At 63.3% G+C, this 13369-nt stretch carries 11 protein-coding genes; 3 read left to right on the top strand and 8 right to left on the bottom strand.

Going from position 1 to position 13369, the window contains the following annotated elements; translation table 11 throughout:
* The 3 genes from HZU84_RS18110 to HZU84_RS20735 form a co-directional block, all read right to left on the bottom strand.
* Positions 1-336 (bottom strand): DUF6444 domain-containing protein (locus HZU84_RS18110; protein WP_257644638.1); only part of this gene is annotated, 336 nt, incomplete at its 3' end.
* A 74-nt stretch (positions 337-410) separates the two neighbouring features.
* Entirely contained in the window at positions 411-725 is a 315-nt protein-coding gene (locus HZU84_RS20740; RefSeq protein ID WP_244954263.1) for an AAA family ATPase, read from the bottom strand.
* A 15-nt stretch (positions 726-740) separates the two neighbouring features.
* Positions 741-920 (bottom strand): hypothetical protein, encoded by a 180-nt coding sequence (locus tag HZU84_RS20735; RefSeq protein WP_244954264.1) that lies wholly within the window; start codon positions 918-920, stop codon positions 741-743.
* 778 nt (positions 921-1698) lie between these two features.
* On the opposite strand from HZU84_RS20735, the gene HZU84_RS18100 reads away from it, so the two are divergent.
* Positions 1699-2415, top strand: a complete 717-nt coding sequence (locus HZU84_RS18100) for a hypothetical protein (protein WP_149501967.1) — start codon at positions 1699-1701, stop codon at positions 2413-2415.
* Between the two features lie 53 nt (positions 2416-2468).
* On the opposite strand, the gene HZU84_RS18095 is transcribed toward HZU84_RS18100, so the two are convergent.
* Positions 2469-3968, bottom strand: a complete 1500-nt coding sequence (locus tag HZU84_RS18095) for a replication initiation protein (protein WP_149501969.1) — start codon at positions 3966-3968, stop codon at positions 2469-2471.
* 390 nt (positions 3969-4358) lie between these two features.
* Here HZU84_RS18095 and HZU84_RS18090 point away from each other — a divergent pair, with 390 nt between their 5' ends.
* Positions 4359-5447, top strand: coding sequence for a ParA family protein (locus tag HZU84_RS18090; protein ID WP_180693054.1), 1089 nt, complete (start codon positions 4359-4361; stop codon positions 5445-5447).
* Between the two features lie 98 nt (positions 5448-5545).
* Positions 5546-6481 (top strand): ParB/RepB/Spo0J family partition protein, encoded by a 936-nt coding sequence (locus HZU84_RS18085; protein WP_180693053.1) that lies wholly within the window; start codon positions 5546-5548, stop codon positions 6479-6481.
* 123 nt (positions 6482-6604) lie between these two features.
* On the opposite strand, the gene HZU84_RS18080 is transcribed toward HZU84_RS18085, so the two are convergent.
* Genes HZU84_RS18080 through HZU84_RS18065 form a run of 4 tightly spaced genes read right to left on the bottom strand, consistent with a single transcriptional unit; the run spans position 6605 to position 13307 of the window.
* The gene (locus HZU84_RS18080) at positions 6605-7804 is read right to left on the bottom strand and encodes a DUF3322 domain-containing protein (protein WP_149501975.1); all 1200 of its coding nucleotides are present in this window, start codon (positions 7802-7804) and stop codon (positions 6605-6607) included.
* A complete protein-coding gene (locus HZU84_RS18075) occupies positions 7779-11168 on the bottom strand; it encodes an ATP-binding protein (protein ID WP_219340998.1) in 3390 nt (1129 codons plus the stop codon). Before HZU84_RS18075 ends, HZU84_RS18080 begins: the two co-directional genes overlap by 26 nt.
* A complete protein-coding gene (locus HZU84_RS18070) occupies positions 11165-11839 on the bottom strand; it encodes a DUF4194 domain-containing protein (protein WP_149501977.1) in 675 nt (224 codons plus the stop codon). The genes HZU84_RS18075 and HZU84_RS18070 overlap by 4 nt, the downstream gene beginning before the upstream one ends.
* 4 nt (positions 11840-11843) lie before the next feature.
* On the bottom strand, positions 11844-13307 hold the full coding sequence (locus HZU84_RS18065) for a DUF3375 domain-containing protein (RefSeq protein ID WP_180693052.1): 1464 nt from the start codon (positions 13305-13307) through the stop codon (positions 11844-11846).
* Between the last annotated feature and the right edge of the window lie 62 nt (positions 13308-13369).

Genomic DNA, 13369 nt, shown 5'->3' with positions numbered 1-13369 from the left:
CGGCCCGCCGCACTCGCACACCTCGGGTGGCGGGCACTCGTGCACCGCGTCGACCTCGCCCTCGTCCAGCAGCGTCCGGTATGTGCCCTTGTGCCCGGGCTGCCCGCCGCGCTTGCGCTCGCTGCTGTGGCGCGGCCGGCTCGTGCCCGCCACATCCGACGACGGCGGCTTCGACGAGTTGCGCGAGTCCAGCTTCACCCGCTCCTGCAGCCACGCCACCTGCTCGCGCAGCTGAGCCAGCTGCTGGCCCAGCGTGTCGATCACCTCGTGGCATTGCGCCAGCGTCTGCGGCTTGGCGGGCAGGTCTTCGGACTCGGGGGATGAGGGCTGGTTCATCGGGCTTGACTCTCCGGCCTCGCACCCGTGCTGTCTACGCGGGCTTCAGCGGGTTGACGGGCTGGGTGGGCGTGTCAAGGAGGGGGGCGTGAATACGTACTGCTGAACTTCGACACGCCGGTCAGCAGCACGAAATCCAGATCGGTATCGGCCAACTTCAGCACCGAGTAGAAGCTGCGCAAGGTGTCGCGCATCACTGCAGCAGTCTCGCGGTCGGCGAAGTTGTCGAGGATGGGCTTGTCGTATTCGCCGACCAGAACCACCGCACGCTGACCGGCCTGGACGGCTGCGGCGCAGATCAGCTCGCCGAAGCGACCGCTGAGCGACTGGTTGTGCAGCGTCAGCCCGAGACGGCGCACTTCGCCGGCATCGAGGTCGATGCGGATCACCGGATGGCGCGTCGATCAGTCCCGGCGGGATTCGGCGGCCAACCTGGTGAACAGCACCCGGTTGCCCTCGAAGAGCGCCTTCGAGGTGTCGACCAGCAGGCTCTTGTCGGCATCGTCGTGCCCTGCCTCGCGGATGTCGCGCAGGTTCTGGATGCCCAGCGGCAGCTTGCGGCGGCATCGCTCGGGCCGGCTCATGGGACGAGTGTACGGCTGGCCCCGGGCCGCACGCCGCGACCGAGAGGCTGTCCACCTGCTTGAACTCGGAGTGCAGGATCGTGGCCGGAGCACGACCCCAATGCCGTTCGGCCATCCACGCGTAGCGATACGGCTGGTTTGTCCACCTGATGTGCAGTCGCGTCTGGCAGATGAGCGGCATGCCAGGCATCGGGCACGGGACATCGGGTGGCGATAGCGGATGGTGCTTCTGCACCGGAACTGGCCCTGGCCGGCGATGACGAACGGCCCAATCGTGATGCCGGTGGCCCGTGCATTGATCTGCTTTTCGCTGACGAGATTCGGTGCATGTGTCCCGGGTCGACACGCCCAGCGCTTCATCCGAGTCGTCATAGTCCGCCCAGCCATCCGGCGCGTCGAAGTACCCCAGTGCATTGACGCTCGACAGCGCGTCTTCACAGGCCAATTCGGGGTCCGCAACAATCTGCAGGTCACACTCGCTGAAGAATCCGGTGCACGCCTCGAAGCGAGTCGGGCTGGCGTGCGAATTGTGCGTGTCCGTACTTTTGAGCTGGGACTGCCAGTCTTCCGGGCAGCAGAAAGCCTCAGGTGCAGTGAGGCAAGAAGGAACACCCAATTGGGAATGACGCGTCAGCACCTGATCGTCAACGAAAACTCGATGCGAATCTTGTAGCTGGCGAAGAATCTCTTCGGTCACGCGGTCCGGGTGGTGCGCAACGCGCAGGCCGTCCGCGCCGACCCAGATACCCTGGATGATGGGCATGGCCACGAAATGCGCATGCACCCGCAACTGGTCGCGGTGAATGACGAACGAGATCGGATGGTCGAAGCGGGCGCACAGCACGGTCTGGACGCTGGACCAGAACGCGGGAATGTCGAGCCCGGGCGGCGGCTGGATCACATGCTCGATGGCCAGCACGCCGTTGGCGCGGAAGGACCGCGCACTGGCCAGCGCTTCCCATTGCGCCGTGGCCTGGTCGGGGCAATCGGGTCCGATCAGGATCTGATTGAGCCCGGACCGCGTCGCATCGATGGGCTTGCGGCAGCGATGATGCTCGTGGTCGCGGCGCAGGTTGTGGCGAAAGACCTCGCGCATCTTGTCCCGGGCTGGACGCATTTCGCTTTGGCGTTGCTGGCGGTGATGGCGCATCGCCTGGCGTCGCGACAGTCCGCGCTCGGCCATCAGCTTTTCGACCGCCTGCGCGCGGCGACGCGAATCCACTCTCGTGATGGTCTGGCCGCGCAAGAAAAATCCCACCCCGAAATCATCTGGGTGAGGCAGCCTGGCATCGGCCGTGTTCTCGTGCACGCTCAAGATTCGCGAAGGGCAGTTGGAAAAGGCCGGCATGTTAATCGACACGACCACTCCGTGTGCCCGGGCGGTCTCGGACCCCATTCCCGAGTACCGGCGATGTGCCCCTACCATGCCTTCAATGTTCTTTTTTGTGCTTTTCCAATGTGCCGACTGGCCATCGGCGTGGCTCCGAAGTTTTAGCGGTAGTCCTGTTTTCAGGGGTGTTGCACTTCAGGTTTGAGCACGCCGTGCTCTCAAGTGGTCTGAGCTGCTTTCCACCGAGAGTCCTGCGTCGCCATCCACCAGAAAAATCGCGCCGACAGCGGGCGTGATGACAAGCCCAAGCTGTCCCAGGTCTGTCGTTCACGCTGTGCACGCAGAGTCTTGCCGAAAGCATGAATGAGCATGCTCCGCGCCTCTTCAGGAGAGCTCTCAAAATTGGCGCGGATTTCGTCGATCAGCTGTCTTTCATGACTGCGGCGTCGCTCCTCTCTCTCGACTTGGGATATCACCTGTTGCGCCGCTTCAGACGTGTCTGGCTTGGCATCGACTGCTGTTGTTGGCGCTGCATCTGGTTGGTCCTCTGCATAGCCATGTCTGAACACATGCTGAAAGTAGGCTGCAGGCGACTCGACACGTCCTCGTGCCTGCTTGCTACGCACATAGGTGACCGCACGAGCGACACGCTCGCTGTCCTCTCTGCTGGCCAGCATGTCGGCATCGTTCTCGTTCAGACCCAGGCTGATCAATGACTCCAGCAATTCAAGGTTCAGCGGTCTTGACAGCATCTCTGTCGTGTCAGCTGAGTGGTTGTCCGTTGCTGGGTCAGCTGCTTTCGTGGTGGATGCTGCGGCGGTGTCGGTGCGTCGTCGGATGACGCGGAACTGCAGATCGACGATCTTGCGGCCGTGTCGATGCTCGATCAGATCGAGTTCGAACTCCGACTGAACCTCGTTGACCTCCCTCAATCCTGGCGTCAGCGTGTCGCGCTTGAAAAAGCGGTAGTCCACAGGACGGCTCAGTGGCTGTCCTCGCAGCACCGCTGCCCACCAGTCGACAGATTGCCTCATCGTCAGCTGTCCAGGCGATGACAGGTACTGGAATCCGATCTCCAGCAGCACGGCTGCGCTGTAGAGCGTCATGCGGGAGGTCAGCTGCAGAAGCAGCCGTGTGTACTGCTTCGGTTCGATGAGTTCTCTGCGCACGCTGGGAGCGTAGGACCAGGTGAGCATCATCGGTCTGCCCTTGCGCGCAGGCGTGATCTTCGCTGCCAGCAGGCTTGCGATGTTCCACTCCTGATCAGCCAGATCGTCCGTCGTGCTCGAGTTCCATTCGATGGTCGTCGAGGCCATTTCCCGCAGGCGTTTCTTGATCGCTTCGGTGTTCTCGCTGCTGCTGACGTTGCCGACGACCTGTGCCAGGGGCAGCGTGTACTCGTCGCAGTCCGTGCCCTGCTGCTGTGCGTGATAAAGCAGCAGGTTGTAGATGCGGCGCGACACCAGCGTCAGCTTTCCTGATGTCGGGCGGATCGCGATCGCAGGATTGGCCTTGCGCACCAGCTCCTTGTCTTCTGTGAGCTCGTCTTGTCTCATTCTCACAATGATACAGCGTTCGCTGTCGTCGTTGGCGGGCGCGCTCTCCTCCGCACGTTGGCAGCTTCCGTGGTTGCCCTTCTCGCGCGCGCGCACGCGCGTTGTTGTTGTATTTATTTGAATAACTTTAAAATATTGGCGTTCCGGAAATCCCTTCTGCATCAATGACTTGCGTTGTTTTACGTGAGGTGGATTGTGGTGTTGCGTGAGCTCCGTTGAGGCTTCATGTGAGTGAAATTGAGGGCTGGTGTGAGCTGTTTTGAGGTCGAGGTCTGCCTTCTGTGAGCTGGATTGAGGGCTGGCACCGCGCTCCCCGTCAAGGTCTGGCCGGCCGTGCTTTTCTCCGGGGCTGGGCCTGAGGGCACTCAATCGGGCTCACATCAAGATGTTCTGGTGCCTTTGGATGACTCGTACACAGCAGAGTCCCGAGGAAAAATAGATTTATTTAGTGTCAGCATAAAAATGTATGATCCTTGAATCAAGGCAACAGGAGGCGCCTCAATGACCCCAGAGACAAGGAATGACGCTGAACCGGTGCTGCCGGATGACGACGTGACGGAGCCCTCGCCGCTGCGTGGGGGCATCCGGCTGAAGCTGGCGATGGATCTCTGCCGCTGGGCGGGAACCCCCCAGTCTTTCCGCTCCTTCTTTCCCGGAGTGTCGAAAGCGGGCGGTGCGTATCACAACCTCTACACGCCGCTGCAGATCCGCCAGGCGCGGCTGAAGATGCTGGGGGTCGAGGAGGAGGTCTGGCGTCCCCTGGATCTGATGCCGCCGATCATCTACTGCCGCATGGCCAAGGGCGGTGTCGGCAAAACCACGATCGCGGCCAACATCGCCTCGTGCATGGCGATGCAGGGGCATCGCGTGCTGATGATCGATGCCGATCCGCAGGCTTCGCTGACCAGCATGTTCGGCATCGACTGGACGGTCGAGAAGATCCGCCACATCGGCCATGCGCTGCGTGATCACGAGCAGGGCTATCCGGTCGTCTTCGACGAGTCGATCGTGCGGCCGATCTATGCCGATGGCATGCTCGACCTGATCGCCAGCGACATCACGCTGGCCAACATCGAGTCGTGGCTGACCACGGTGCTCAACCGCGAGGCGGTGGTGGATCGGCTCTTCCGCAGCTATGTCGAGTTCTGGTCGGCCTACGATGTCATCGTCATCGACTCGGCGCCCGGATCCTCCCAGCTCAGCAACGCGCTGATGTATGCGGCGCGCTGCGTGCTGGCGGTGGTCATGCTCGACGGCCAGTCGATCAAGGCGATGGAGGTGCTGGCGCACAACATCCACGAGCTCAACCGTGCCTACCCCGACCTGCAGGCCGGCGTGCATCTGGTGGCCAACGGCTTCGACGCCCGGCAGACCACCTGCCAGGCCTCGCTGGAGATCCTGCGCGCGGCCTATCCCGGCATGATCGACCCCTGCATCGTGCCCCGGTACGCGGCCTTCGCGCGGCAGGTCTCGCTGTACAGCGATGCCGAAAGCGGACCCATCCTGGAGCGCGAGCCCAACTCGCCGGCGGCCAAGGCCATCATCGAGCTGACCCGCTCGCTGATCGGCTTCTACGACGTCAAGCTGGCCGAGCAGATTCCGGTCATTCCCGATACCCACCGTTCCCGCCGCAAGGGCTGAACCGAGAACTTCCTGCCATGAGCCCGACCCCCCGCCCCATTCACGTCAAGCCCTCCGGCCTGCTCGGTGGAAATGCCCGCTCCGAGCACGAGCGTCGCATGGAGATGGCCGTCAAGCGCCTTCCCTCGTTCACCAGCGCCGCGGTGCCGCCCCCGGAGCGTGATACCGCCGCCATCGCGGCCCGCCCGGTGTCCGGGCCTGACGACAGCGTCCAGATGGCGCAGAAGCTCGACCCGCGGATGATCATCCGCAGTCGCTGGGCCAATCGCCATGAGGCCAGTTTCGATAGCGAGGACTTCGATGCGCTGCGTGCCGAGATCCGGCACGCCGGCGGCAATGTCCAGCCGATCAAGGTGCGGCCTCTGGCCGCGACGGTGGCGGCCCGTCCGGGCGAGATCGCGCCCCGCTACGAGATCGTCTTCGGCCACCGCCGCCATGAGGCCTGCCGACTCGAGGGACTGCCGGTTCTCGCGCTGGTCGCGCCGCTGAACGACCAGGAGCTCTTCGTCGAGATGGACCGGGAGAACCGTGCGCGCAAGAACCTGAGCGCCTGGGAGCAGGGCGTGATGTATCAGCGTGCGCTCGATTCCGGGCTGTTCGCCTCGCAGCGCGCGCTGGCTGCGGCGCTGGGCGTCGACCACAGTGCGCTGGCCAAGGCTGTCTCGATCGCGAAGTTGCCCGCGCATGTCGTCGAGGCGTTCGCTTCTCCGCTGGATCTGCAGTTCCGCTGGGCTCAGCCCCTGACGAACGCCTGCGCGGCAGATCCGAACGGCATGGTCGCTCGCGCGGCGCAGCTGTGCGAACTGCGCCAGCAAGGCCAGGGCCTGACGCCGAAGGACATCTTCGAGCGGCTCATGAACCTGGCGGCTCCGGCGCCCGAGGCGGTCGTCCGCATCGAGCGTCAGGGGCGGCGCGTGGAAGTCCGCTGGGGCGACCACGGCGATGCGCGCATCGCCATCGAGTCCGGAGCGATCGACCCTGCGCGTCGGGCCGAGCTGCTCGACTTGTTGACCGGGTTCCTCGATCGGGCCTGAACCCGCCTGAGCCCGCCTGCGTCCTTGGATTCCGGGGCAGCGTGTGGAACGGTTCCACACGGTCGGGTGAGGAACCGGCTGTGGAACGGTTCCACAGCGCCGACAACGTGAGGGGATTTGAGTTCACGGTGCGGCTGTCGCATGGCGCCGGGCTTGTTCGAGCACGATCTGGAGTTCCCTCATCGCATCGGGCCAGGTGATGCGTTCCTGCTCGAGGCGGATCCGCTCGCCCCAGCGGCCAGACCGCAGACCCTTGAACACGTTGATCTCTTCCAGGGTCAGTTCAGGAAGCTCGGCATCGGCATGTTGGGTCGGTTCCTGAACGGTCAATTCGATGTACCGCTCGAGCGTCGCAGCATCCATCATCACCGAACGCGTCGACGGCAACACTCTCCGTGCCCGTGCAAGGATGGCAAGTCCGTGCGTGTCGATGTCGCCCCAGTAGACGGCTGGACGACCTGCCAGCCAGGGGATGCTCCCCAAGACCGAGACCGCTGCACCCAGACGCATGAACGAGACGACACCAGGCATGTCCTGCAGTGCCAACCCGGTTTCCTGGTTTTCGACCAGCAGGACGACCTGGGGGTTGAGTGAGAGGGCGGCCAGTTCGCTCACTGGAGCTTCGATGTCTCGCAAGCCACCCACTTGCTTCCGCATGATCGGGCACAGGATTCGCATGCGCACCCGATGCGGTGCCCGAACCAGCCCGCAGGCCGTGTGGAAGTCCGTCTCGGTCTCGCTGTTCCGGATCAGTCCCAACAGGTCCACGATGAGGCGCTTTCGCTGCTCCAGCCACTTGGTGTCGATCCCTTCGAGAGGCAGTTGCCGCACATGCAGGCCCGAGGCCGGATTGGATAGCAGCCAGGCCAGTGCAGTGTGGAGGCGCGTGTAGTCCGATTCGCTGTAGTCCGCCAGCACGTCGAAATGCCGGCCCAGGCCGTGTCGTTCCTGGAGGCGGGGCCAGTGTGAGACGAGGTCCGCGCAGCGAAGTGCTGCTCTCTGCCATCGCTGCGCCTGCCCGCACCACGCCGCCACCTCTTCCGGTCCGCGCAGAATGACTCTCGAGGGCAGTGTCTGCACACCGATGCGCATGAACTGGCGCCGCTCTTGGTGAAGTTCCCCGACACCACGCCAGCTGGACCATGCATCCACCCATCTGCGGACTGCCGAGATGTCGGCAGCGAAGTCGGCCTCGGTCGGTGTGCCGAGGTTGATTTCCAGGGGCCAGGTCCCCGCTCCGCCGAGCCAGGCACGATGCTGGTTTTGATAGCGGACTGTGAGCCCGTTCTTCACCTGTTCAGGCGTTTGCAGCTTCTTCGCCATCGTCGTCGGGGGCTGAAGAAAGAATCAGGCGTTGGCCTGTGACGTCGTAGTCGATGGGAATCACGCTGGAGGTCTTGCGGTCCTTGATATGCACGAAGCCGGCACCGCCGATGAACGGCTCCAGCGTCATCACCGATTTCAACGGCGTGGCGATGATCATCTGGAAGCCGAATGTCTTGAAGATGTTCATCGCCATGGCCGTGAACTCGGCATCGGCCTTGTCGAAGGCTTCGTCCAGGAAGACGGTCGAGAAGCGTGGCAGCGTGCGTTCCTGTCCACCGAGCTGATAGCGCAGTGCTGCAGCCAGGCAGGTGGCAGCCAGCTTCTGTCTCTGACCGCCGGACTTGCCGGCACCGCTGCGGTACACCTCCACTTCCTTGCCAAATTCGTTGAGCTCGCGCGCAACGAAATCGACGTGCTGCCGCACGTCCAGGACCAGTGCGCGCCAGTTCCTGTCGGCCGTTTCCTGGCTGGCCAGCCGTCTGACCAGGGTACTGATGACCTCGAACCTCTGCTCCGCCTCCTGTGCGTGAGTTGTCAACATGTTGCTGAGGGCATTCCTGAGCGTCCTCTTGAAGGTCAGGACATCCTCCTGCAGCTTGTCCTGGGTCTCGATGACCAGGTGGGTGCCGGGCCCGAAGGGGGTGGTCTCCAGACTCTCGTTGACAAGCGCCATGCGATCCCGGATGGCCTTGCGTTCCTGGTCAAGCTGCGTCTGCAGCATGGCCAGGCTCTGCGCACTCTGGTCTCGCAGCAGGTCGAGAAAACGCTGCTCATGTCTGGGCAACCCGTCGGCCTGCAGTCGCGTCAGCTTCGCGAAGAAGTCCGGTGCACTGGCCATCCTGGCATCCAGTCCGTCCGACTCGGCCGGCCACTGGCGCAGGAAATCCGCCAGGCGCCGCTCGATGCCGTGTTCCAGCTGAAGAATGTGCTGGCTTGCCTCGCGCTCGTCGGCGTTGATGCCACGAACGACCTGTGTGGTGGCGTTGTCGACCGTCTCCCAGGTCATGTCTGGCAGGTAGCGTGCATACCGCTCGTCGAGACCGCTTTGCTGGAATGGCGTGAGCTCGACCCTCAGAAGTTCGGGACGGAGCTTTTCGGTTTCCCTCTGCAGTGCCTGGATCTTCAGCATCTGCGCACGCACACGACCCAGGTGATCGCTGTGGATGCGTCGTGCGCGCTCGTGCGAGCTTTCCTGAAGCTTGATCTCATCGTCAAGTTTGGCCAGATCGGGGCGCGTTGCCTTTTCCCTCTCGATGCGCGACTGCAAGGCCTCGATGCTTTCGATGACCGAGTTCACATCGACTTCATCCCACTCCGTGTTTGCCAGCTGGGCATGGGCTTTCAACCGTTCGCGCTCGCTGGACTCTGCCGCCCTTGCGGCCTCAAGTGCTTGGCGCAGGTCTTCGATCTGCTGTGACAGTCTGTGGGCCTCTTGCTTGAAGTGGGAGAGCTTGGCTGCGTTGTCGAAGCCCAGGACCCAGCGACTCGGGTCGTCGACGCGGTGACGGTCATTTTTTTCGTGCCGGGTGCTGTTGTGCTTGATCTGACCTTCGCGGGTGATGGCACGGGGGGCTGCGCGAAAAGCCTGGACGGTTTCCGCGCAGTCGTGGTCGAAGTGCGCCTTGAGTTCGTTCCTGACCCAGTCGGCTTGAGGCATGTCGGCGAAGCTGAGCTTGAGAATCAGCGAGTTCTCCCCCGGGCTGCGAGGTTCGGACCTCAATGGCGTCATCCTCAGGTACACGACACGCTCGCCGACGCTTGTCTCGTTCAGGTAGGCCGCGACCTGGGCGTAGTGGCGATCCTCGACCAGGAGCGATTGTGCAAAGCCATGGAGCACTCGCTCGATGGCGCCGCGCCAGGACGCCTCATCCTGGCGGACTTCGATGAGCTCGCCAGCGAACGGCAGGCACTCTTCCCTGATGCCCAGCGCATCGGCCAGGCGCTCACGTACCGCCAACATCCTGGCGGGGATGTTCGAACGCTGCCGTTCGAGCGCCTTGATCTCGACGACGACGCTGCGGAACCGGTCTGCTGCATCTTCAGACTGTTTTCGCAGGCTGTATGTTTTCTCGGTCTGCGCCTCTTGTTTGGCATCTGCATCCAGCAGGGCTGCCCTGGCGGCGTCCCTGCGCTGAGTGAACCACAACGCGTTGTCAGGCGGCGCCCAGTCCAGGATGGCGCACGCCGCACGGACAGATTCTCGTTTGGCGAACCGTTTTTTCCGGGTGGTCTCAGCAGCCTCCAGCTGGGCAGAGAGATCCTCGAGCAGGCTGCCGCCCATGCCGCTGCGCTGGTCCTGCAGCGAGCGCAGCTTCGTAAATTCGTTCTTCTCGAGCCCATCCAGACGGGTCGCTTCGTGAGTCATCCCGGCCAGATCGGTCTGCTGTTCCGCGATGGCCCTCTCCAGCAGGCGCTGTCGTGTCTGCTCCTTGTACTTGTCCACGCCAGCCGACAGCTCGTCGAGTTCGTTCCTGGCGAGACGTGCCTTCTCAAGCTGTTGCGCTTCTTCCTGGGCGGGTCTGAGCGTCTCGATCTGCTGGCGTGCCGACACCACCGCGCGGTGGGCTTCGTTCAGCTCGGCGAACTGATCGACGAGCTTGTCGACCAGCTTGAAGGTCTCCGGCGGCTCCAGCATGAAGTCGCGCATGAAATCGTTCAGATCTCCCAGATTCTTTGCGGCCTGGGTCTTGTGCAGCAGACGCAAGGCACGTTCGCTATCGATGCCGAGCAGGCGACGGAACCGCTCCTGGTAAGGGCTGAAATCCGCCTGGACAAAGGCATCCGGCATGTCGAACTTGAAGCGCCGACTGTCGAAGTCGTGCGCGGGGAAGAACTGCAGCTCCTGCAGGTCCAGTTCACGTTCGAGCACAAGGTAGAGCCGCTTCACGTCGGCGGCACTGGTCGATTTTCCGCGCACCCAGAGCACCTGCGCCAGCACGACGACATGTCCATGGTCGTCGCGGTAGGTCTCCGCGATGGCCGTCCATGTGGTGTCGGTGCGCAGGAACTGGGCGGCATATTCGCCGGCGTCGGTGGTCTGCTGGGCCCAGGCTCCGCGCACATAGGTCATCAGGTTGCGGTCCTTCGCGCGCTTCTCTGCTTCTCGTGCCGCCACATTGAAGTCGACCCACCTCGGCGGGGTGGTCAAAGCAGCATGGGCATCCAGGATCGTCGACTTGCCTGAGCCTGAGGGGCCGACGAAAAGGTAGCCTGGCTCGGCGATGCTGACACGCAGCAGACCCTGGAACGTCCCCCAGTTGAAGAGCTGAATCAGCCGGAGCTTCATCTGGTTGCGCGCGCCCGCGTCGACAGGCTGCTCGTCCATCGGGAAGAGGCTCAGGGTGTGTGTGATCGTGCTCACTCGGCTTGTTCCTCGCCGTGGCTGGTGTCGGCCGGATGGGCTGTCTGGGTCAGTGCGGTGTACGACTGCGTCAGGGCCTGTATCTCTTCGGCCGGGAACAGGAGCTTGAGCGTTGGCGAAATCTCGAAGCGATCGTCACCTCCCCGGAGCCGGTGCAGCAGGTTCAGCGTCTTCGCCTTCTCGAACGCGTTTTCCCGCTGGCGCTCGAAGCGCGCGTGATCCACGTTCCGGTCGCGCTCGAAGACCTGCAGATGCTCGAGCAGCTCGGTCCTGGACACCACCGCGCGCTCGCCTCGTGTGTCCGCCTCTGTCAGGCGTTGGCGCAGGAACAAGACCAGTGCCGACTCCAGAAAGGTAAGCGGCGCACGGCGCAGCAGGACCGGCACATCGATGTTGTCGGTGACCACCTGGCGGGTGAACGCGATCTTCTGCTCGCGGTCGATGATCAGATCCAGGAACAGGTCGTGCAGCCGCGAACGAAGGATGGCTTCGTCACGCAGCAGCACGGGCCACAGCCTTGACTGGCGATGCGCATCGACGCAAGGACCGAGCAGCAGCTGCACAAGCGCTCGCCGGGTCTCGAGGACCAGCTGACCCGTGTCACCCACGAAAGTGGCATCTGCATCGCTTGGCAGGATGGCTTCATCCGTATCGACAGGCAACGCGTCCATGGAGTCACTGCAAGGCGTCAACAAAGGTCTCCCTCAGGAAGTAGATGGCCGGGATACGGGCGCTGCGCCGCTCTCCATCCGCGCTCTGCCAGCTGACATGCTGGATGGCCTCGGTCACTTCTCCGTGCCGGGCACCGAGTGCCACATAGCCGACCACCGTGCCGAAGCCCTGTTCTGCGGGGAAGCGCCTCAGCACGTCGGCGATGGAGGCCTGCGATGTTTCAAGGAGCACAGCCCGGATGTGGGCGCGCAGCGTGGGGAAGTCGATTTCAGACTGCCGAACCAGCGCCTCGACGTCCTGGAGGCTCCAGGGGGACGGTGCAGCATCCTCCATATGGGCATCCGGTAGCCGCAGGCTCGGGTCGTACAGAGTCCACTGCGCCACCGAGCGGATGCGGCTGCTGGTCAATGACAAGGTGAACCCCGACGGTTCGTTGGCACGGACATGATCTTTCGCGGCCAGAGCTGCCAGTTGGGCCTGTTTCAGCAGCACATGCAGACGGCGGTTTTCCTGGAACTCACGGCTTTGCACGAAGCTCCTGAGGCTGCGGGCAAACTGCTGCAGCACGTTGTGCACCTCGCCGCCCTCGGCCAGCAGCGTCGTGGTCAAGGACTGAAGGAAGCGACGTTCTCCTGCATCGAGGCGCCGGGCAAAGTCGCGATGGGTGACCGCATCCAGGGATTCGGTCAACGCAAGGGACTGTTCACCATCGGTCAGCAGGCGCCAGAACGCGGTGAATGTGCGCCCTGCTTCGCTGTTCCCGATCAGGTCCACGCCCGCAAAAAGTTGTTCCAGCACGTCGCCACGGTGGCCTTCATGTTCCATCAGGCTCTGACGCAGATCGCGGTGAAGTCGCTCGAAGGCATCACGCACATGGCGGAAGTCGGCCGTCAGATCCTGCGCGAGCGCAATCACTTCCCGAGCCCGCTCGACGGCTCGGTCTTCGGGCAGGGTTCTGGCCTGACCACGCTGGACTGCGGCGATGTCCTGATCGAGTCGATCGCGTTCAGCCATCAAGGCCGCCAGACGGCGATGGGCGTTGGTGTCCGTCTCCTCGGCCAGGCCAATCACCTGTTGCATCACCGTGGCCAGCCGACTTTCGGTGGCCGCGGTGCGTGGGCGATGAATGCTGTCGATCAGGCGCAATGCGGTCACGGCATCGGCGGTGAGCTCGTACACCTCTTCGGACGCGCCTTCGGGAAAACGTCGGGAGAGCCAGCCCTGCGACAGCCAGTCCGCGGCGTAGGCCTGTGCCGTCTGCGGGAGGGCATGGCCCTGGCTGCGCAGGGCTTCAAGGTCTCTCGTGAGTCGTTCGAACAGCACGGATCCCGGCAGCACCTTGTCGTCCCCCATGAAGAGATCGCCCAGCATGGCCAGGACCTGCGGTGCCAGGTCTGCTGCCAGCAGCCTCCACACCCGTCCTTCGCGAATCGCCTGGTAGGCCTCCGAGGTGTGAAGCACCTTCACTGTCGTCTCCCTCACTGGCTGGCATTGATTTCGTTGAATCTTGCTCCTGTTGTGAGAAAAAT

This window comes from Sphaerotilus sulfidivorans (assembly GCF_013426975.1).
Classification (GTDB): domain Bacteria; phylum Pseudomonadota; class Gammaproteobacteria; order Burkholderiales; family Burkholderiaceae_C; genus Sphaerotilus; species Sphaerotilus sulfidivorans.
Note: the sequence above shows the minus strand (reverse complement) of the source record. Positions and strands in the feature narration are given on the sequence as shown.